The organism is Aurantiacibacter luteus, assembly GCF_001010945.1.
In the GTDB taxonomy this organism is placed as follows: domain Bacteria; phylum Pseudomonadota; class Alphaproteobacteria; order Sphingomonadales; family Sphingomonadaceae; genus Alteraurantiacibacter; species Alteraurantiacibacter luteus.
Genome location: NZ_LBHB01000002.1, coordinates 36,334 through 54,444, shown reverse-complemented (window position 1 = coordinate 54,444; position 18,111 = coordinate 36,334). Strand labels below are relative to the sequence as shown.

Here is an 18,111-nt window from a genome sequence, read left to right as displayed (position 1 = left end):
GTAGACCCAATGCCCGTTTGACACAAGTTGGCGCGCGGCTAGGCCTTTGTCCGTGTCGCCAGTCCCGCCCACCGTCGCCCTGTTCGCGAAGTATCCGCGCGCCGGAGAGGCGAAGACGCGGCTGATCCCGGCGCTGGGGACCGAGGGCGCGGCCATGCTGCACCGCCGGCTGGTCAAGCGCACGCTGGCAACGGTGCGCGCGAGCGGGCTTGCCGTCACGGTGTGGACCACGGGCGCGCCGCACGCGGACTTTCGCGAATGGCTGGGCGAGGACGTGCCGCTGGCGGCGCAGGGCGAGGGCGACCTTGGTGCGCGGCTGGCCCGCGTTCCCGCGCCCGGGATCCTGCTGGGCGCGGACATTCCGGACCTGCGGCCGCATCACCTGACAGCCGCGGCCGCGGCGCTGACCGAGGTGCCCGTCGTCGTTGGACCGGCGGAGGACGGCGGCTATTATCTGCTCGGCTTCCGGCAGCCGATGCCGGAGCTGTTCGCAGACATGCCATGGGGTACCGACCGGGTGCTGGCGGAGACAGTGGCGCGTCTTCGCGGCTCGGGCACGGCCTACCGGCTGCTCGAAACGCTCGCCGATTGCGACCGGCCTGAGGATCTCACCCGCTGGCCGGACCTGACGCGGTGAACAAAGTCTCCATCGTCGTACCGATGCTCAACGAGGAGGCGGCGCTCCCCGCGATTGTTTCGCATCTGGCGGCGCTCGATCCCGCGCCGCTGGAAGTGGTGGCGGTCGACGGCGGCAGCGCGGATGCCTCGGTCGCGATCGCACGGGCTGCGGGCTGGCGCGTGGTGGAGACCGAGCGCGGCCGGGGCCGCCAGATTAACGCCGGGGTCGCCGCGGCGCGGGGCGAACTTGTGGTGGTGCTGCACGCCGACACTGTGCCGCCGGCCGACATCGTGGCGGTGATCGCCACGACCTTGGCCGACCCGAAGACTGCGCTCGCAGGCTTCACCCCGATCATCCGTGGGCCGAAGAAGACCCGCTGGGGTACCACAGCGCACAACTGGGCCAAGACCTGGTACGCGCCCCTGCTGTTCCGCCCGCACCTGTTCATGCGCGGCTGCCGCCTGCTGTTCGGCGATCACGCGATGTTCTTCCGCCGCCACCAGTTCCTCGCCGTTGGCGGCTGCGACCCGGCGGCACGGGTTATGGAGGAAGCGGACCTGTGCATTCGCCTCAACCGCTTCGGCCGCGTGAAGCTGCTCGCCCGCACCGTCGAGACTTCGGACCGCCGCATCGCCGAATGGGGGGCGCTGAAGGCGAACTGGATCTATCTCAAGGTCGGGCTGCTCTGGGCCATGGGCGCACGCGAGCGGCTACACGAGCACTACCCTGACGTGCGCTAGGCAGGCGGTGAGGGGAGGTACCCGCGCTTGATGCCGTAGGCGATCAGCCGGTCGAGCCAGGCGCGGTCGGTCGGCGGACAGGCGAGGCCGGTCGCGGCGCGAAACCTGCTGTCGTCGAAGCGCGGCGAGCGGGTGAAGTAGGGGCCGAAGGTCGCGATCATGCGCTGGGCGAGCGGGCCTTCCGGTTCGTAGCCTTCGGGCGGGACAATCTCAGGGTCGGGAAAGTGCGGCACCCGCGCCACCCCCGCCGCCAGCTCCGCCACCGGCATCGGCTCGTCCCCGACGAGGTGGAAATGCCCGGCCGCCGCTTCGTCCATCCTTTCCGCCAGCGCCACCAGCCCTTCGGCGACATGGTCGATGGGCACGCAGTCGAAGGTCGCTCCGCCCGCCACCGGCAGCCGCGTCACCTTGCCGCGCGCCATCAGGCGGAACACGTTGCAGAGCGAAGGAAAGTCGCGGATCGCCCCGGTTGCGCTGTCGCCCAGCACGATGGACGGGCGGGCGATCACGAAGCGCAGGCCGCTCGCCTCGACCACCCGCTCGCCCGCCGCCTTGCTCGCCTCGTAGCGGTTCGTGAAGCACGTGCCCTCAGGCACAGGGCCTTCGACGATGTGGCCATCGCGGTCGCCGCAAACGTATGCGGTGGAGACGTGCAGGAACGCCGCTCCCGCCTCCCGCGCATGATCGAGCGCGTTCTGCGTACCGGCCACGTTGACCGCGTGAAGCTCCGCCTCCGGTGCGTCGAAGTCCAGATGCGCCGCGCAGTGCATCACCACGTCCTGCGGCTCCGGCGCGAGGCCCATCAGCGGCAGCGTGACATCGCCCCGCACCACGCGCAGGCCATCGACCAATGCCCCATCGTTGCCGCGAACTTCGGGATTGCGGCGGACCATGGCGGTCACCGCGTGGCCGCGCGCCGCCAGCCGGGCGCAGACCTCGCCCCCGATCAGCCCGGCCGCGCCGGTAACGAGGACCCTCAGCAACAGGCCGCGCCGGTCGCTGCCGTCTGCTCGCCCTGACCGAACGGCATGGCCGTCCCGCATCCGGGAAATACGCCGTAGTGCCGCGAGAAGTCGCCGATGAAGTCGAAGTGCGGGGCAAAGCGCGTATCAGCTAGCATCCGCCACGAATTGCCGCAGATCGGGAACACCCGCCCCGCCTCGATCGCGTGGTGCGCGTCGAGCATGAACACGCGCTCCTCGCCCGCAATGCCGCCATGGTAGACGACCGCCTGGCCATAGTCCTCGCACTGCGGCTCCAGCCCGTCGAGCTTGAACAGGCGCCAGGTGGCCGAGACGAAATTGATGCCGTCCAGCTTTGCCGCGATTTCGGCATCGTTGATGCCCATCGGCCGGTCGGTGACGAGGCGCGGGTCGGCAAAGCCCGCGGCCTTGGCCAGCCGGTCGAAATCGCCCCAGTAAAGCGCGCCCGACAGGCACTCGCCGTGCAGCACCGGGTCCGCCAGCAGCGCCTCCGGCACGCGGCGGTCGGCATAGACGTCGGAGAAATAGAGCTCACCGCCCGGCTTCAGCAGACGGTGCGCGGCGGCAAAGACCGCGGCCTTGTCGGCGACGAGGTTGATGACGCAGTTGGAGACGATGACGTCGAAGCTTTCGGGCGCAAGGTCCAGCTCGCCCAGCTTCTCGATGTCGCCTTCCACGAAGCGGGTGTTGGCATAGCCGAAACGCTCGGCGTGCCAGCCCTGGTGCTCGCGCGCGACGGCGAGCAGCTCGGGCGTGGCGTCGACCCCGGTGACGCTGCCCTCAGGTCCGACGAGCTGTGCGAGCAAGTAGGCGTCCTGCCCGCTGCCCGAACCCAGATCGAGCACGTGGCACCCCTCCAGCGCCTGCGGCACCACCAGCCCGCAGCCGTAGTAGCGCGCCTTTACCTCAGGGTGGACGTTCTTCAGCGCGGCGAGGATCCGGTCCGATGGCCGTTCGAAGGTGCAGCAGGCATCGGTCCGCAAATCCTGCGAGCCCGAGAGCACCTTGCCGTAATAGTCCTGCGAGTTCTGGAGGTTCATGCGCTGCATCCCTTGGTGTCGCCCAACCCGATAGCGCTTCGCCCGCCGCCCGCAATGGGCTAGGCCCCATGGGCAATGGATTACACGCATGACGTTATCGTGATCGGCGGCGGCGCTGCGGGGCTGACCGCGGCGGGCGGCTGCGCGCTGTTCGGGCTGAAGGTCGCGCTGATCGAGGCCGGCGAAATGGGCGGCGAGTGCCTCAACAACGGCTGCGTGCCGTCGAAGGCGCTGATCGCCGCGGCGGCGCGGGCAGCCGAGGGGAGAGAGGCCAGCTGCATGGGGGTCAAGCTGGAGGCTCCGCAGGTCGACTGGGCGGGCGTGCGCGCCCACGTCCAGGGTGCCATTGCCGCCATCGCGCCGCACGATTCGCAGGAGCGATTCGAGGGGATGGGTTGCGAGGTTTTCCGCGACTGGGCAAAATTCACCGGGCCGAAGACGGTCGAGGTGGCGGGGCGCACGCTGAGCGCGCCGCGCGTGGTTATCGCCACCGGCTCCAGCCCCGCCGTGCCGCCGATCGAGGGGCTGGACGGCGTGCCCTACCTCACCAACGAGAACCTGTTCGAGCTGGACGAACTGCCCGCCCATCTCGCGGTGCTCGGCGGCGGCAACATTGGCATGGAGATGGCGCAGGCCTTTCGCCGCCTCGGCAGCCGGGTCACGCTGATCGAACCCGACGACCTGCTCGCCCGTGACGACCGCGACAGCGTGGACCTGCTGGTGGAGGCGATGAAGGACGAGGGCGTGCGCTTCGTGAAGGGCAAGGCCGCCAGCGTCTCGGGCGAGGCGGGGGCCATCGAGGTGACAACCGACGGCGGAGAGACAATCGCCTGCTCGCACCTGCTGGTGGCGACGGGCCGCAAGGCGCGTACCGAAGGCTACGGGCTGGAAAAAACCGGCGTGAAGCTGGGGAAGAACGGCATCGCCGTCGACGCCCGCCGCCGCACCAGCGTCAAGCACATCTACGCCGTGGGCGACTGCAACGAAGGCCCGCGCCTGACGCACGTCTCGGGCTACGAGGGGTCGAACGTGGTGATGGAGATCGCGCTCGGCCTGCCGACCAAGGCGGATTACGCCGCGCTGCCGTGGTGCACGTATACTTCGCCCGAGGTGGGGCAGGTGGGGCTGACCGAACAGCAGGCGCGGGCAAAATACGGTGAGGCGCTAGTCGTCGTCACCGAGCACTTCGACCACAACGATCGTGCGGTCGCGGAAGGTCGCCCCGCCGGCCATCTGAAGTTGATGCTGAAGGGCAAGAAGATGGTCGGCGCCAGTGTCTGCGGAGAGCAAGCGGGCGAACTGCTGCTGCCGCTGTGGCAGGCCATCACCGGCAAGACATCGACCTTTGCGCTCGGCGGCGCGGTCATCGCCTATCCCACCCGCGCCGAAATCGTGAAGGCCGCCGCCTTTGCCGCGTGGGAGCCGATGGTCTTCGGCGCATGGCCCAAGCGCTGGGCGCGGCTGGTGGCCAAGATGCGGCGGGCGTTCTGATGGCAAGCCGCAGCAGGAACGCCCCCACCGGCCCCTCGCCCTTCGCGGTCGATGCCACGGCCCTGCCGCGCGAAAAATTCGCCGATCCGCTGGTTACCGCCGACGGCTCGGAGCGCGCGAGCGTGGCGCTGACGCACCTCGACACGCTGTGGTTCGCTACCGGCACGCTGTGCAATCTCGCCTGCGCCAACTGCTACATCGAGAGCAGTCCGACCAACGATGCGCTGATCTACCTGACCGCTGCCGAGGTGACGCGCTTCCTCGACGAGATCGAGGCACAAGGGGTCCGCGAGATCGGGTTCACCGGCGGCGAGCCGTTCATGAATCCGCACATCCTGGCGATGATCGAGGACGCGCTGTCGCGTGGGCACGAGGTGCTCGTCCTCTCCAACGCCATGAAGCCGCTGCGCCGCCACGAAGCCGAACTGTTGCGGCTGCGCCAGGCTTACGGCGACCGGCTGACGATCCGCGTCTCCATCGATCACCACACCCAGCACGTGCACGAGGAGGAGCGCGGCCCGGGAAGCTGGGCGCCCATGCTGGACGGGCTGCGCTGGCTCAGCGCCAACGGCTTCTCGCTCGCCGCCGCCGGGCGCAGGCTGGGCGGGGAAAGCGAGGCACTGGCCCGCAATGCCTACGCCATGTTGTTCGCCGCCGAGGGTATCGCCATCGACGCCGCCGATCCCGCGCAGCTGGTGCTCTTCCCGGAAATGGACGCGAGCGCCGACGTGCCCGAGATCACCACCGCGTGCTGGGGCATCCTCGGCAAGTCCCCGGACGACATCATGTGCGCCTCGAGCCGAATGGTCGTCCACCGCAAGGGCGAGCCCGCCGCGCGTGTCGTCGCCTGCACGCTGCTGCCCTACGATCCGCAGTTCGATCTCGGCGCGACCGTTGCCGAGGCGAGCCGCCCGGTCATGCTCAACCACCCGCACTGCGCGCGCTTCTGCGTGCTCGGCGGGGCGAGTTGTTCAGCCTAGGCACCATTCCGGCGTGTCATGCGTTCGTTCGTCATGATCCGCACCATCTTCGCCGCCGCCACCGTCCTCGCGCTCGCCTCCACGGCTGCGCCTGATGATGCTCTGGCACAGCGCAGCATCGACGGCACCTACCGCGACCAAGGCGGTTACGTGGAAATCACGGTGGCCCCATGCGGCAACACGCGCTGCGGGACCATCACCCGCATCATCCGCATGAAACCGGGCGAGACCAACCGCGACCGCCACAACGACAACCCCGCCCTGCGGGACCGGCCCATCGTCGGCGTGCGGGTGCTGAGCGCCCTTTCCTGGCGCGACGGGGCTTGGCGCGGGCAGGTCTACAACCCCGAGGACGGCGGCACCTACCGCGCCGTGGTGCGCCCGGGCCGCAACGGTGCGCTCGACGTGCAGGGCTGCCTCTCCATCGTCTGCCGCACGGTCACTTGGCCCGCCGCGTAATTGCCCAGACTGCAAGGGTTGACCGAATCCAAACCCCGTTATAAACGCCCGCCCTCGCTGCAGTGCCCTGTCCTCTAATGGTAAGAGAGCGGACTCTGACTCCGTCAATCAAGGTTCGAGTCCTTGCGGGGCATCCAGCGTTTTCCCGGCCCTTTCCAATACTGACCATGGTCTCTAAGGCCGTGTGCTGTTTTGCGAGAGGATGACGGCGTGAGCCCCGAAGACGAATTGACCGACCACAAGTTTTATCACGCCGATACCGAGGCGCAGTTCGCCGAGAAGGCGGTCCCCTCCACTCCGCAGACGCGGCACCCGGCCTACAAGCTGGCCTTCCAGGACACCGACTTCCTGCTGCGCGAGGAATTGCGCCCGGTGCGCTTCCAGCTCGAGCTCTTGAAGGCCGAGACTCTGCTGGACGAGGCGGGCGTGGGCTCCACGCTGGTCATGTACGGGTCCGCCCGTATTCCCCCGCCCGAGGCCGCCGAGGCGGCGCTGAAGCAGGCCGAGACCCTGCCCGAGGACGAGGCGCTGGTGATCCGCAACCTCGCGGCCAAGAGCAAGTACTACGGCGAGGCGCACAAGCTCGCCAGGCTGGTCAGCGAGAAGTCGATCGTGGAGGACGGCAAGCGCCAGTTCGTCGTGTGTAGCGGCGGCGGCCCCTCGATCATGGAAGCGGCCAACAGGGGCGCGAGCGATGCGGGGGCGGAAAGCATCGGTCTCAACATCATCCTGCCGCACGAGCAGGCGCCCAACCCCTACGTTACGCCCTACCTGTCGCTCAACTTCCACTACTTTGCGCTTCGCAAGATGCACTTCCTGCTGCGCGCGCGGGCGGTGGCGGTCTTCCCCGGTGGGTTCGGCACCTTCGACGAGTTCTTCGAACTGCTGACGCTGGTGCAGACCGGCAAGATGAAGCCGTTGCCGATCCTGCTGTTCGGCAAGGACTTCTGGACCCGCGTGGTCGATTTCGACGCGCTGGCCGAGGAAGGCGTGATCTCGCGCCGCGACCTCGATCTCATCACCTGGTGCGAGACGGCAGAGGATGCCTGGGCGGCGATCGCGGGCTTCTACAAGATCAAGAATTGAAATCCGGGCGGGGGCGCAGCGTTGAGCCGCGCCCCCGAACCCTCTCCTAAAATTCGGTCGAGACCTGCACGTACCAGTTGCGGGGGCGGGCGAAGATCTTCTCGGCGTAGCCGAGCGTGCCGAGTGAGGCGTTGCCCTGAATCAGGTATTCCTCGTCCAGCGCGTTGATGACACCTGCCTGGATGCGATAGGTATCGTCGATTTCCACCTCGATCGAAGCGTTGCCCACGAAATACCCGTCCTGCTCAATCTCCGGCACGCTGCCGGTGATGAAGGTGAGGCTGGATGTATAACTCCCGTCCACGCGCGGGGTCACGGTGACTCGGGGAGATACGTCGATCTCGTAACCGATGGCGATATTACCCTGGAACGACGGGGTCAGAGGCAGGTCGTCGCCTGGCGCCACGGTGGCCGTGGTGCCGGGGACAGGCGTGATCGTGCGGATCTCGTCGTCGAGCACGCTGAGCCCGGCATCGATCCGCAGACCGCTGCCGTAGGGATTGTAGGTTGCCTCCGCCTCGAACCCGCGGATCCGTGCCTCGCCGGCGTTGAACAGCAGCGGCACAGGGCCCTGGCGGAAGACCAGCTGGATGTCGGTGTAATTGGCCTGGAAGGCGGCGAGGTTCAGGCGCAGATCGCCGAAATCCATCTTCGCTCCGACTTCGTAGCTGTTTACGCTCTCCTCGTCGAAAGGCACCGGGACGAAGCCAGCAGGCGGTGCGTTGTAGCGGGTGTTGAATCCTCCGGACTTGAAGCTGCGCGCGTAGGAGACGTAGGCGTTGAGCCAATCGGTGAACGTGTAGGCCGCGCTGGCAGAGCCGGTGAGAGCGGTGAAGGTATCCTCGAACGGGCGGCTGTAGATAAACAGGGGGCCGCCTTCGGGAATGGCCAATACCGGCAGCGGATCGGGGTCGGGCAGCGTCGAGGGAAAGAGGTTGAACACCGTGCCGGCATAGGTCTTGCGATCTTCCGTGTAGCGCAGGCCGCCGGTCAGCTCGAGGCCCTCGAGCACTTCGAACGAAACTTCGCCGAAAGCTGCAAGCGAGCGTGTCTCGAGATCGGAAAATTGCAGGTCGCGGCTTCCCGGCCCGCCGTTCAATACCGAGCCGATGACGGGCGGCGAGGGCGGAAACGCCAGGAACACCGTGGCCCGCTCGGTCGTGTCCTCGTCGAAGTAGTATCCGCCGATGATCGCGCTCACACGATCGGAGTTGTACTGCAGTTGCAGCTCCTGGCTGAACTGGTCGGACTGCGAGCCGACATCGGTAGTCAGGATCTCGAACGGCGTGTTGTCGGCATCGCGGATGCCGCGCGATTCCGTGGAGCGATAGGCGGTGATGCTCTTCACGGTGAAAGCGTCCGACAGTTCGTAGGTGGCGGTGCCCGATACGCCCCAGACCTCGGATTCGCTCAGTACGGGCGCGGTCCCGCCGTTGACGAAGTTGCCACGTGCCTGGAAATCGTTGGCGCAGCGCGCGTCGTCGATCAAGGGCACGTTGGGGGCGCCGAAGCGCGGATTGCCGGGGGCGAGCGGGGCGAAGGGAATGGTCGCGCCGGGACAGCCCGCCGCCACGCTGACGATGGCAGGCACGGGGGCCCGCTCGTTTATGCCGGCAAAAACGAACGGCGCGCCGTTCTCGTCGCGCCGGGTGTAATCGGCACGCAGGTTCACCTCGAAGGCGGGCGAGGGCTCCCAGCGCAGGGCAGCATTGCCCGAACGCACGCTCTCGTTGCCAAGGTCGCGATTGTCGAACTCGCGGATGACGTAGCCCTGTCGCTCGCGAATTCCGCCCGAAATGCGGGCCGCCAGCGTGTCGCCAAGCGGCACGTTCAATGCGGCGAAGCCTTCGAACAGGTCGTACTGGCCAAAGCGCATCCGCGCCCGGCCGGAAAATTCCCCGAATTCCGGTTCGCGGGTGCGGACCAGAATTGCGCCGCCGATGGTGTTGCGGCCGAACAGCGTGCCTTGCGGTCCGCGCAGCACTTCGACGCTGGCAATGTCGCCGAACTCGATTGTGCCACCCGCAGCGCGACCGACATAGACCTCGTCGATGTAGATGCCGACGCCCGGATCGACTGCCGCCGTGGGATCGAGCTGGCCGATGCCGCGGATGAAAACGACGGACGAGGCGCTGTTGCCGGACAGCTGACCGGCAGGCTTGAACTGCAGGCTGGGCGTGATCCGCTCGAGGTCGGATGTCTGCACGATTTGCCGATCCTCCAGCGTTTCGGCGCTGAAGGCGGAGATGGCGATAGGGGTGTCCTGCAGCGATTCTTCGCGACGCCGCGCGGTGACAAGGATGACGTCTCCCGCCTGCTCGTTCTGGCGGGCTTCCTCTGCCGATGCGCCGGTGTCGGCAGGGTTCACCTGCGCGGCGGCGGGCGGAGCCGAAGTAAGCGCCGCGAGAGCCGTGCCGGAGAGGACGACGCAACGGAAAGCGGACAGGCCGAAGATGTGCATGACTGTTCTCCCAAAAACGACCGATCGTACGCGGTCTTGGAAATTTGTTATCATCGATAACATATGCCGACAATATCGCGTCGCTTGCCGCATAGTGGCGGCCTGTTTATCGTGTCGGAAAAGTCACACGGGGAGAGCGTGACCATGGCGCCGATTATACCGGCGGACGAAAGTGACGCCGAGCTCGACTACAGCTTCCTGTCCCGACGCACCGGGTTTCTGCTGCGCCTTGCCAGCGTGATGAACCTGTCGCACCTCGCGGGGGAAATGCCGGACAAGGCGCTTACATCGCAGCGCATGTCGGTGCTGACGCTGGTGGCCGCCAACCCCGGCGCCTCGCAGGTCCGCATCGGCGAGGCGCTGCGCCTGTCGCGCCCAGCCGCGACGCTCGCGATCGATTTCTGGGAGGAGCGTGGCTGCATGCAGCGGCGCGTAGTGCCAGGGGACCGCCGTAGTCGCGGTCTGTTCGTTACTCCTGCGGGAGAAGACCTGGTTGCCGCCTTTGAAATGCAGACGGCGGAGGCGGAAAAGCGGCTGCGCGAAAAGCTGGAAAGCGACGAGGTCGAGGAACTGCGTAGGTTGCTGGCCAAATTCCTGGGTTAGTTTTGGCCGGCCTGGCTCACCGCCTGATGCCCCAGCGGGCCGTTGCCGAGCCCGAAGCCCGGCGCCTGCATCATCGCCTCGCGCACGAAGCGGCGGCCTAGCGCGACGGCATCCTCCAGCCGCAGCCCGCGTCCGAGGTGGGTGGCGATCGCGCTCGACAAGGTGCAGCCCGTGCCGTGCGTGTGCCGGGTGACGATGCGCGCCTCGCTCCAGACCACGTCCTCCATGCCGGGGCGCACGAGGCGGTCCTCAACCATCGGCCCCTCGGCATCGCCGCCCTTGGCGAGGTAGGCGACGCCGCCACCGTCGTTTCTGGCCTTCATGCCCTCCGGGCCGCCGAGCGCGGCGAGTTCGGGCACGTTAGGGGTGGTGAGCGCGGCCAGCTCCATCAGCCAGTCGAACACCTCGACGGTAGCCGGGTCGGCCAGCACGCTGCCGCTGGTGGCGACCATGACGGGGTCGAAGACGATGGGGCAGGGCAGGTCCTCCAGCCGGTCCGCCACCACCTCGGCGATGTCGGCGCTGCCCAGCATCCCCACCTTGACCGCGTCCGCGCCGATGTCTTCCAGGCAGCCGTCGATCTGCGCGGCGACGAAATCGGGCGAGAGCGTCTCTACCGCGCGCACCCCGCGCGTGTTCTGCGCGGTGACGGCGGTGATGGCGGTCATGGCATAGCCGCCGAGCATGGTGACAGTCTTGATGTCCGCCTGGATCCCCGCGCCGCCCGAGCTGTCGGACCCGGCAATGACCAGCACGCGGGGCGGGCGATTGGGATCGGCGGTCATTGCTCTAACGCCCGTTCACGCCGCCGCCTGCACCTCGGCGCAGATCGCGTCGACCAGCCGGCGCACTTGCGCCTCGTCGTCGCCTTCGGCCATGACGCGCACCAGCGGCTCGGTGCCGGACTTGCGGATGACGAGGCGGCCCTTGCCTTCCAGTTCTGCCTCCGCCTCGGCGATGCAGGCTTTCACGCTCTCGGCCGCGAGCGGATCGCCGCCTTCGTAGCGCACGTTCTTGAGCAACTGCGGCACGGGGTCGAAAAGGTGGAGCAATTCGCTCGCCCGCTTGCCGGTGCGGACCATGGCGGCGAGCACCTGCATGGCGGCGATGGTGCCGTCGCCGGTGGTGGCGTGGTCGAGCAGGATCATGTGCCCCGACTGCTCGCCGCCCACGTTGTAACCGCCCGCCTTCATCGCCTCGAGCACGTAGCGGTCGCCCACCTTGGCGCGCACGAGCTTCAGCCCCTCGCCCTGCAGGAAGCGCTCGAGCCCGAGGTTCGACATGACCGTGGCGACGATGCCGTCGCCTTTCAGCAAGCCCTTCAGTTTCCAGCGACTGCCGATAAGGCCCATGATCTGGTCGCCGTCGACCACCTCACCTTTCTCGTCGATCACGATCAGCCGGTCGGCATCCCCGTCCAGCGCGATGCCGATATCGGCACCCTCCTCCACCACTTTCGCGCGAATGGCATCGAGCGAGGTGGAGCCCACGCCGTCGTTGATGTTGAGGCCGTTGGGGGTGACGCCCATCGTCACGACTTCCGCGCCCAGCTCCCAGATCGCGGTCGGGGTGACGTTGTAGGCCGCGCCATTGGCGCAATCGACGACGATCTTCAGGCCGTCGAGCCGGAGGTCCGAAGGCAGCGCGCGCTTCACCGCGTGAATGTAGCGCCCGCGCGCATCCTCGATCCGCCGGGCGCGGCCGATGTGGTCGCCCTCGGCCAGTACGGGCTCGGCGTGCATGGCCGCCTCGATCGCTTCCTCGTCCTCGTCGGAGAGCTTGAAGCCGTCGGGGCCGAACAGCTTGATGCCGTTGTCGTCGTAGGGGTTGTGGCTGGCCGAGATCATCACGCCGATGTCGGCGCGCATCTCGCGGGTCAGCATGGCGACGGCGGGCGTGGGCAGCGGCCCCGTCATCACCACGTCCATCCCCACGCTGGTGAAGCCCGCGACCAGCGCGTTCTCCATCATGTAGCCCGACAGCCGTGTGTCCTTGCCGATCACCACGCGGTGCTTGTGGTCGCCGCGCAGGAAGTGCCGGCCCGCCGCCTGGCCGACCTTCATGGCTATCGCGGCATTCAGCTTCTTGCCGTTGGCGCGGCCGCGGATGCCGTCGGTGCCGAAGAATTCGCGTCCCATTGCTGTCCCTTTGTCGCAAGGCTCTTGAAGCTCAATGCCGCCTCCGCCCTGCGTTGTCACGTCCCTTGCGGCGGGCGAAAAAGGCGGCGTGCGTTGCAACCCATGGCGTGCTCGCGCATTGGTCTGACAGACAGACCCCGTACAACAGGAAGGACGGACCACCCCATGGCTTTCACCCTCATCCCCCTGCCCTTCGATGACGAGGCGATCGCGCCCGCCATCTCGGCCGAGACGTTCAGCTACCACCACGGCAAGCATCACAAGGCCTATGTCGACAAGACCAACGCCGCCATCGAGGGTACCGACATGGACGGCAAGGACCTCATCTCGGTGATCAAGTCGGCCCGCGGCAGCAACCAGGGCCTGTTCAACAACGCCGCGCAGGTGTGGAACCACGGTTTCTTCTGGCACTCGCTCGCCCCCTCGGCCGTCGGCCCGAGCGGCGATGTCGCCAACAAGATCGAGGAAAGCTTCGGCAGCCTCAAGGAACTGGGCGACAAGCTGAAGGAAAAGGGCGCGGGCCACTTCGCCAGCGGCTGGGTGTGGCTGGTGGAAAAGGACGGCAAGCTCTCCGTCGAGGACAGCCACGACGCCGAGACCATGGCCGATGGCGATGCCAACCCGCTGCTGGTCATCGACCTGTGGGAACACGCCTACTACCTCGACCACCAGAACGCCCGCCCGAGCTATCTCGACGCGGTGGTGGATGGCCATCTCAACTGGGATTTCGCGGCCGAGAACCTCGCCCGCGGCAGCGCCTGGACCTATCCGGGCTAACCCGACCCGATCCGGCCACTCGCCGATAACATAAAGGCCCGCCCCTCCATGCGAGGGGCGGGCCTTTTGATTGGCCGTCAGGTTTTGATCTCGTCCGGCACGCCCAGTTTGGGCCCGTGGTCGCCGAACAATGGCTCGCCGAACAGGAAGCCGATGAAGTTGGGTCGCCCAAGGTGGTCGACCAGCGCCGTCAGCGTCAGCAGGATCGGCACCGACAGCAGCGCGCCGACCACGCCCCAGATCCAGCCGAAATAGCTCAGCGCCAGCAGGATCATCACTGGGTTCATGGTGAAGCGCGCGCCCAAAATGGACGGCGTGATGACGTTGGCTTCCACGGTGTGCAAGGCGAGGTAGGCGGCAGCGGGGATCATGCCGACGAAAACCGAATCCGCCGTCCCCAGCCCGAACAGGCCGAGCAGCACCATCATGGCGAGCGGCCCGACATAGGGCACGAAGTTCAGCAGCATGGCGAGGCCGCCCCACATGATCGGCGCCTCCAGCCCCAGCGCCCAGGCGCCAAGTGCCGTCACCACGCCCACGCCCGTGTTGATGAGCCCGACGGTGATGATGTAGGCGGCGACCCTGTCCTGCACGTCGCGCAGCGCGCGTGCGGCCTTGAGGCTGGAGCCGACCTCGGCACGGTCGAGCAGCAGCCGCCGGCGCAGGCGGATACGCGCCTCAATCATGAAGAAAGCGAGCAGGAAGGTGAGCAGCGTCTCCAGCAGCACGGTCGGCGTGGCAAAGGCCAGCTGTTCGAGCATGGACGGATTGGCGAGCGTCACCTCGTTGCCCTTGTCGCCGCTCATTTCGGCGATCTGCTCGTTGAGCTGATCGACCCAGGCGAAGGCCAGGCGCAGGTCGCTGAAATGGTCGCGCACCTGCGCGAACATGGCCGGCACCCGGTCGTAGAGCGAGATCGCGGGGGTGATCACCGCGGTCAGCGCCAGGCCGAGCACGGCGAACATCAGCAGCAGGGCGAGGATCGAGGCAAGGGAGTTGGGCAGGCCCCAGCTCGCCAGCTTGTCCGCCAGCGGGGAGAGGATGATGGTCACCATCAGCCCGGCCACCAGCGGCAGGAAGACCACCGAGCCGATCGAAAGCACGAAGGGCAGGGCAAGAAACAGGCCGATCGCCAGCAGGACGACGAGGGCCGAGATAAGCCGCAGTTCCTGCCTGGCGAACGCCGTCTCGGCCGGCGAACCGGTCGCGTCTGACTTCCCCTGCCCCTCGTCGGCCGCGATCATCGCCGCGCCATCGCCCTATCGCGTGGCCGCGGATTCACCCCGGCCGGCAGCGACTTCGTCGAGCTCCTCGAGGATGGCACGATGGGCGGTGGGGTCGTCGATGGCGCGATCGGGAATGTTGCCATCCTGGATCATGCTGGAAAGCGCGGCGCGGGCCCGGCCCACGCGACTCTTGATCGTGCCGACCGCGCAGCCGCAGATGTTGGCCGCTTCCTCGTAGGAAAAGCCTCCGGCCCCCACCAGCAGCAAGGCTTCGCGCCGTTCCGGCGGAAGGGTGAGGAGCGCACGGTGCAGGTCCGACAGGTGGATCGGCTCTTCCTGCCCGGCGGGCGCGGTCAGGATGCGTTCGGCCACGGTCTCGTCATACTCGCCGCGGAAGCGGTTGCGCCGCATGTCGGTGAGATAGGCGTTCCTGAGGATCACGAAGGTCCAGGCGCGCATGGAGGTGCCGGGCTCGAAGCGCTGCTGCGCCGCCCAGGCCTTGAGAAGCGTTTCCTGCACCAGGTCGTCCGCCATGTCGGGACGGCCGCACAAGCCACGAGCGAAGGCGCGAAGATGCGGGACGACCTGCGTCAGCTCCCGTTTGAAATCGCGCTTGTCGTCGTCGCTGCGCACGGGCAGCTCGCGTGTCTGGGACCCCTTGGTCATCGACCCCCGTCTTTGTCCAGCTTGGCCAGCAGGTCAGCGAATGCATCCGGCATCGGCTCGTCGAGCACGCTGTCGTAAAGGCGCCTCAGCCCGGTCGTCCACTCCGGCTCGCCTTCCTTGGCAACATCGGGTTTCGACACCGGCTTATCAACCTTCTTGTCGTTTTCAGGTGAAGACATCGTCTGTAAAATTTTCCCGTCCCCGCTGCCGTAACGGTGCCAGCGCCCTACGCCGGGCACGCGGCGCCCGGCTTGGTGCGCGATATTGCGTGGGCTTGGAACGAAACCGGGCCCGTCCGGTTCCCCGCTAGTAGATACGTGCGCGCGGTAACAGTTGCAAACCGGCAACAGCCGGGCGATGGGCCGTGCTGACAGGGGTGGCCGCGCTGGCGGCACAGGAGTTGAATTGCAGCAGCAGCTAACCCGGCGAAGCAGCACGAGGCGGTGGCTGATGCGCTACCCGCGCGGCATGCCGCTCGGGATCTTCGTGCTGATCGCCGCGATCACCGTGCTCAGCATTTTTGCCATCGAGCGGGGCGAGAGCCAGCGCGAGGCCGCCCAGCTCAGCGCGCGGGCGACCACGGTCGCTTCGGCGCTGGAGCGGCGCGCCAATTCCTCCAGCGCCTATCTGCGCGCGGGCGCCGCCTTGCTCTCGACGATGGAGGACATCCCGGCCTCCGAATTCCGCCGCTTCGTTTCCGAATTGCGCCTGGATGCCGACTACCGCGGCGCCGACGGCATCGGCTGGGCACAGGTCGTGCGGCCCTCGCAGGAGGAGGCGTTCAACGCGCTCGTCTCCTCGCAAGGGTCGGGCAACGCGCAGCTTCATCCGCGCCCTTCGGGCAACAGCCCTTTTGCCGTGCCGGTCACCTTTTTGCAGCCCGATACCGAGCGCAATCGCCGCGCGCTGGGCTTCGACATGTATTCCGAACCGATCCGCCGCGCCGCCATGCAGGAGGCCGAGCGAACCGCCCGCCCCACCGCCACCGACCGCATCGTGCTGGTGCAGGAGGGGGAAGACGATGCTGCGGGTTTCCTCATCTACATGCCGGTGTTCGAGGCGTCCGCCGGCGGACGCTCGCTCAAGGGTTTCATCTTCAGTCCCTTCAACGCGCAGGACTTCCTGCAGAGCGCGCTGGAGCTGGAAGGCGCAGGCTCCTACGGCATCACGCTCTACGACGGCGACCGGCGGGAGGGTGAGATGCTCGCGCAGGTCAATTCCGACGAAGGACCGTCGGTGCGCAGCGTGTCGCAGGTGGTCACCATCGCCAACAACCCGTGGCAGCTCGTCATCACCTCACGCGAGGAGGCGGGGCTTTCCGGCCTGTCGGTCGCTACGCTGATCTTCGGCCTGCTGGTCGGCGCGCTGCTCATGCTGCTGGTGCGGATGCTGACCCAGCAGGCGCAGGAGGACGAGGCCTCGCTCGCCTGGTTCGAGGAGCAGGCCTCGATCCGCAACTCGCTGACGCGCGAGCTCAATCACCGGGTCAAGAACACGCTTGCAAACGTGCTTTCGATCATCGCGCTGACCCGCCGCCGCGCCGACGACATCAATGAATTCGCCGATGGCCTCGACGGGCGCATCCGTGCGCTTTCCGCGACGCACGACCTGCTGACCCAGTCGGACTGGGGATCGACCCCAGTGCGCGCCGTCGTCGATGCAGAGCTGCTGCCCTATGCCCACGGCGGCGACCACGACGTGCAGCTCGAGGGCCCGGACGTCGAACTGGCTCCCAACGACGCGCTCTCGCTCGGCCTGGCCATCCACGAACTCGCGACCAATGCCGCCAAGTACGGCTCGCTCAGCCAGCCGGGCGGCAGCGTTTCGGTCAAGTGGAAGACCGTGACCGAGTCGCTGGTGCGGGTCGAATGGCTCGAGCGCGGTGGGCCGCCGGTCAAGCAGCAGCGCAATCGCGGCTTCGGCACCGACCTTATCGAGCGGATCGTGGCGCACGAACTGAAGCACCCTGTCGAGCTCGACTTCGACCCGGCGGGCGTGCGCTGCGTGTTGCTGATCCCGGTTCGCCGGGCGACCGACTTCGTCCTGCGCGCGGGACGGGCCGAAGCCGCGGAGGCCTGATTACTAATGCGCCTGCCGAAACTTTCGGCGCTGCTCGCTCTGCTGGTGCTGGCGGCCTGTGCACCGGAACCCGATCAGGGTCCGACCGTGCTCGCCGCTTCGTCAACGCAGGAAGCGCTCGAGGCCGTCGCCGACGACTGGGCCGCCACCGGTCATCCCCGCCCCGTCCTCTCGTTCGCCGCGACCCCCGCCATCGCCCGCCAGGTCGAATCCGGTGCGCCTGCCGACCTCGTGCTGACGGCGGATCGCGAGTGGATGGACTGGCTGGAGGAGCGCGGGCTGCTGGCGGGCGAGCCGTTCCCCGTCGCAAGCAACGGCCTCGTGGCGGTCGCGCCGCGCGATTCCACCACCCCGGTTTCGCTCGCCGCCTTCGCGCGCGACGCGGAGGCTGGCCGCATCGCGCTCGCCGAGACGTCGAGCGTGCCCGCCGGCCGCTACGCCCGCGCGGCGCTGGAAAATCTCGGCCTGTGGCAGGCGCTCGCCCCGCGCGTGGTCCCGGCAGAGAACGTGCGCGCGGCGCTGGCACTGGTCGAGCGGGGCGAGGTGCCGCTGGGCGTGGTCTATGCCACCGATGCCCAGGCATCGCAGGGTGTTCGGGTGATCGAGCGCATCGACAGTTCGCGCCACCCGCGAATCCTCTACTTCGGCGCACTGGTTGCGGGTTCGCAGGGGCGGGAGGCCGAGGCGTTCGCCGCCTACCTCGGCAGCGATGCGGCACGCAGGCGTGTTGCCACCTACGGCTTCGGTTCGCCATAAGGCATAT

18 protein-coding genes and 1 tRNA gene are annotated in these 18,111 nt (G+C 67.6%); 11 read left to right on the top strand and 8 right to left on the bottom strand.

Features of this window, described 5'->3' with window-relative positions:
• Positions 1 to 52: 52 nt before the first annotated feature.
• Together AAW00_RS06640 and AAW00_RS06635 are read left to right on the top strand one after the other, a co-directional pair.
• The gene (locus AAW00_RS06640; protein WP_047003634.1) at positions 53 to 637 is read left to right on the top strand and encodes a TIGR04282 family arsenosugar biosynthesis glycosyltransferase; all 585 of its coding nucleotides are present in this window, start codon (positions 53 to 55) and stop codon (positions 635 to 637) included.
• Positions 634 to 1,359 carry a glycosyltransferase gene (locus tag AAW00_RS06635; protein WP_156169986.1) on the top strand — a complete coding sequence of 242 codons (726 nt, stop codon included), beginning with the start codon at positions 634 to 636 and terminating at the stop codon, positions 1,357 to 1,359. Before AAW00_RS06640 ends, AAW00_RS06635 begins: the two co-directional genes overlap by 4 nt.
• Here the strand turns inward: AAW00_RS06635 and AAW00_RS06630 are convergent.
• Positions 1,356 to 2,342: an SDR family oxidoreductase gene (locus tag AAW00_RS06630; protein ID WP_047004449.1), complete on the bottom strand. Its 987-nt coding sequence runs from the start codon at positions 2,340 to 2,342 to the stop codon at positions 1,356 to 1,358. The two genes, AAW00_RS06635 and AAW00_RS06630, sit on opposite strands and share 4 nt — an antisense overlap.
• Complete coding sequence (locus AAW00_RS06625; protein ID WP_047004448.1) at positions 2,336 to 3,382, bottom strand: methyltransferase domain-containing protein; 1,047 nt, start codon at positions 3,380 to 3,382, stop codon at positions 2,336 to 2,338. The genes AAW00_RS06630 and AAW00_RS06625 overlap by 7 nt, the downstream gene beginning before the upstream one ends.
• A gap of 75 nt (positions 3,383 to 3,457) precedes the next feature.
• Here AAW00_RS06625 and AAW00_RS06620 point away from each other — a divergent pair, with 75 nt between their 5' ends.
• The 5 genes from AAW00_RS06620 to AAW00_RS06600 all read left to right on the top strand — a co-directional run bounded on the left by AAW00_RS06620 (position 3,458) and on the right by AAW00_RS06600 (position 7,398).
• On the top strand, positions 3,458 to 4,873 hold the full coding sequence (locus tag AAW00_RS06620; protein WP_047003633.1) for a dihydrolipoyl dehydrogenase family protein: 1,416 nt from the start codon (positions 3,458 to 3,460) through the stop codon (positions 4,871 to 4,873).
• Positions 4,873 to 5,853 carry a radical SAM protein gene (locus AAW00_RS06615; protein WP_082125038.1) on the top strand — a complete coding sequence of 327 codons (981 nt, stop codon included), beginning with the start codon at positions 4,873 to 4,875 and terminating at the stop codon, positions 5,851 to 5,853. The genes AAW00_RS06620 and AAW00_RS06615 overlap by 1 nt, the downstream gene beginning before the upstream one ends.
• Before the next feature lie 33 nt (positions 5,854 to 5,886).
• Positions 5,887 to 6,312 carry a DUF2147 domain-containing protein gene (locus tag AAW00_RS06610; protein ID WP_162199416.1) on the top strand — a complete coding sequence of 142 codons (426 nt, stop codon included), beginning with the start codon at positions 5,887 to 5,889 and terminating at the stop codon, positions 6,310 to 6,312.
• Positions 6,313 to 6,375: 63 nt separating this feature from the next.
• Positions 6,376 to 6,449: transfer RNA gene (locus tag AAW00_RS06605), tRNA-Gln, on the top strand.
• Between the two features lie 73 nt (positions 6,450 to 6,522).
• On the top strand, positions 6,523 to 7,398 hold the full coding sequence (locus AAW00_RS06600) for an LOG family protein (RefSeq protein ID WP_047003632.1): 876 nt from the start codon (positions 6,523 to 6,525) through the stop codon (positions 7,396 to 7,398).
• 46 nt (positions 7,399 to 7,444) lie between these two features.
• On the opposite strand, the gene AAW00_RS06595 is transcribed toward AAW00_RS06600, so the two are convergent.
• A complete protein-coding gene (locus AAW00_RS06595; protein WP_047003631.1) occupies positions 7,445 to 9,859 on the bottom strand; it encodes a TonB-dependent receptor in 2,415 nt (804 codons plus the stop codon).
• A gap of 144 nt (positions 9,860 to 10,003) precedes the next feature.
• Between AAW00_RS06595 and AAW00_RS14245 the strand changes: the two genes are divergently transcribed.
• On the top strand, positions 10,004 to 10,462 hold the full coding sequence (locus tag AAW00_RS14245; RefSeq protein WP_052761811.1) for a MarR family winged helix-turn-helix transcriptional regulator: 459 nt from the start codon (positions 10,004 to 10,006) through the stop codon (positions 10,460 to 10,462).
• On the opposite strand, the gene thiD is transcribed toward AAW00_RS14245, so the two are convergent.
• Both thiD and glmM read right to left on the bottom strand, forming a co-directional pair.
• Complete coding sequence (gene thiD, locus AAW00_RS06585; RefSeq protein WP_047003630.1) at positions 10,459 to 11,247, bottom strand: bifunctional hydroxymethylpyrimidine kinase/phosphomethylpyrimidine kinase; 789 nt, start codon at positions 11,245 to 11,247, stop codon at positions 10,459 to 10,461. The genes AAW00_RS14245 and thiD overlap by 4 nt on opposite strands.
• Positions 11,248 to 11,262: 15 nt before the next feature.
• On the bottom strand, positions 11,263 to 12,600 hold the full coding sequence (gene glmM, locus AAW00_RS06580) for a phosphoglucosamine mutase (RefSeq protein ID WP_047003629.1): 1,338 nt from the start codon (positions 12,598 to 12,600) through the stop codon (positions 11,263 to 11,265).
• Between the two features lie 165 nt (positions 12,601 to 12,765).
• Here glmM and AAW00_RS06575 point away from each other — a divergent pair, with 165 nt between their 5' ends.
• The gene (locus tag AAW00_RS06575) at positions 12,766 to 13,377 is read left to right on the top strand and encodes a superoxide dismutase (protein ID WP_047003628.1); all 612 of its coding nucleotides are present in this window, start codon (positions 12,766 to 12,768) and stop codon (positions 13,375 to 13,377) included.
• 77 nt (positions 13,378 to 13,454) lie between these two features.
• Here AAW00_RS06575 and AAW00_RS06570 read toward each other — a convergent pair whose 3' ends face one another.
• From AAW00_RS06570 to AAW00_RS06560, 3 genes are read right to left on the bottom strand one after another with little or no spacing between them, the layout of a single operon-like run.
• Entirely contained in the window at positions 13,455 to 14,621 is a 1,167-nt protein-coding gene (locus AAW00_RS06570) for an AI-2E family transporter (RefSeq protein ID WP_047003627.1), read from the bottom strand.
• A 15-nt stretch (positions 14,622 to 14,636) separates the two neighbouring features.
• A complete protein-coding gene (locus AAW00_RS06565) occupies positions 14,637 to 15,269 on the bottom strand; it encodes a sigma-70 family RNA polymerase sigma factor (RefSeq protein ID WP_047003626.1) in 633 nt (210 codons plus the stop codon).
• Positions 15,266 to 15,448, bottom strand: coding sequence for a NepR family anti-sigma factor (locus AAW00_RS06560; RefSeq protein WP_047003625.1), 183 nt, complete (start codon positions 15,446 to 15,448; stop codon positions 15,266 to 15,268). The genes AAW00_RS06565 and AAW00_RS06560 overlap by 4 nt, the downstream gene beginning before the upstream one ends.
• A gap of 271 nt (positions 15,449 to 15,719) precedes the next feature.
• On the opposite strand from AAW00_RS06560, the gene AAW00_RS06555 reads away from it, so the two are divergent.
• Both AAW00_RS06555 and modA read left to right on the top strand, forming a co-directional pair.
• On the top strand, positions 15,720 to 17,348 hold the full coding sequence (locus tag AAW00_RS06555) for a CHASE domain-containing protein (protein ID WP_047003624.1): 1,629 nt from the start codon (positions 15,720 to 15,722) through the stop codon (positions 17,346 to 17,348).
• A gap of 6 nt (positions 17,349 to 17,354) precedes the next feature.
• Entirely contained in the window at positions 17,355 to 18,104 is a 750-nt protein-coding gene (modA, locus tag AAW00_RS06550; protein ID WP_047003623.1) for a molybdate ABC transporter substrate-binding protein, read from the top strand.
• The last annotated feature ends 7 nt before the right edge of the window (positions 18,105 to 18,111 follow it).

Coding starts and splice junctions, on each gene's coding strand:
- AAW00_RS06625 (WP_047004448.1), bottom strand. CDS start 3,382: ATGAACCTCCAGAACTCGCAGGACTATTACGGCAAGGTGCTCTCGGGC.
- AAW00_RS06620 (WP_047003633.1), top strand. CDS start 3,458: ATGGATTACACGCATGACGTTATCGTGATCGGCGGCGGCGCTGCGGGG.
- AAW00_RS06615 (WP_082125038.1), top strand. CDS start 4,873: ATGGCAAGCCGCAGCAGGAACGCCCCCACCGGCCCCTCGCCCTTCGCG.
- AAW00_RS06610 (WP_162199416.1), top strand. CDS start 5,887: ATGATCCGCACCATCTTCGCCGCCGCCACCGTCCTCGCGCTCGCCTCC.
- AAW00_RS06595 (WP_047003631.1), bottom strand. CDS start 9,859: ATGCACATCTTCGGCCTGTCCGCTTTCCGTTGCGTCGTCCTCTCCGGC.
- AAW00_RS14245 (WP_052761811.1), top strand. CDS start 10,004: ATGGCGCCGATTATACCGGCGGACGAAAGTGACGCCGAGCTCGACTAC.
- thiD (WP_047003630.1), bottom strand. CDS start 11,247: ATGACCGCCGATCCCAATCGCCCGCCCCGCGTGCTGGTCATTGCCGGG.
- glmM (WP_047003629.1), bottom strand. CDS start 12,600: ATGGGACGCGAATTCTTCGGCACCGACGGCATCCGCGGCCGCGCCAAC.
- AAW00_RS06575 (WP_047003628.1), top strand. CDS start 12,766: ATGGCTTTCACCCTCATCCCCCTGCCCTTCGATGACGAGGCGATCGCG.
- AAW00_RS06570 (WP_047003627.1), bottom strand. CDS start 14,621: ATGATCGCGGCCGACGAGGGGCAGGGGAAGTCAGACGCGACCGGTTCG.
- AAW00_RS06565 (WP_047003626.1), bottom strand. CDS start 15,269: ATGACCAAGGGGTCCCAGACACGCGAGCTGCCCGTGCGCAGCGACGAC.
- AAW00_RS06560 (WP_047003625.1), bottom strand. CDS start 15,448: ATGTCTTCACCTGAAAACGACAAGAAGGTTGATAAGCCGGTGTCGAAA.
- AAW00_RS06555 (WP_047003624.1), top strand. CDS start 15,720: ATGCGCTACCCGCGCGGCATGCCGCTCGGGATCTTCGTGCTGATCGCC.
- modA (WP_047003623.1), top strand. CDS start 17,355: ATGCGCCTGCCGAAACTTTCGGCGCTGCTCGCTCTGCTGGTGCTGGCG.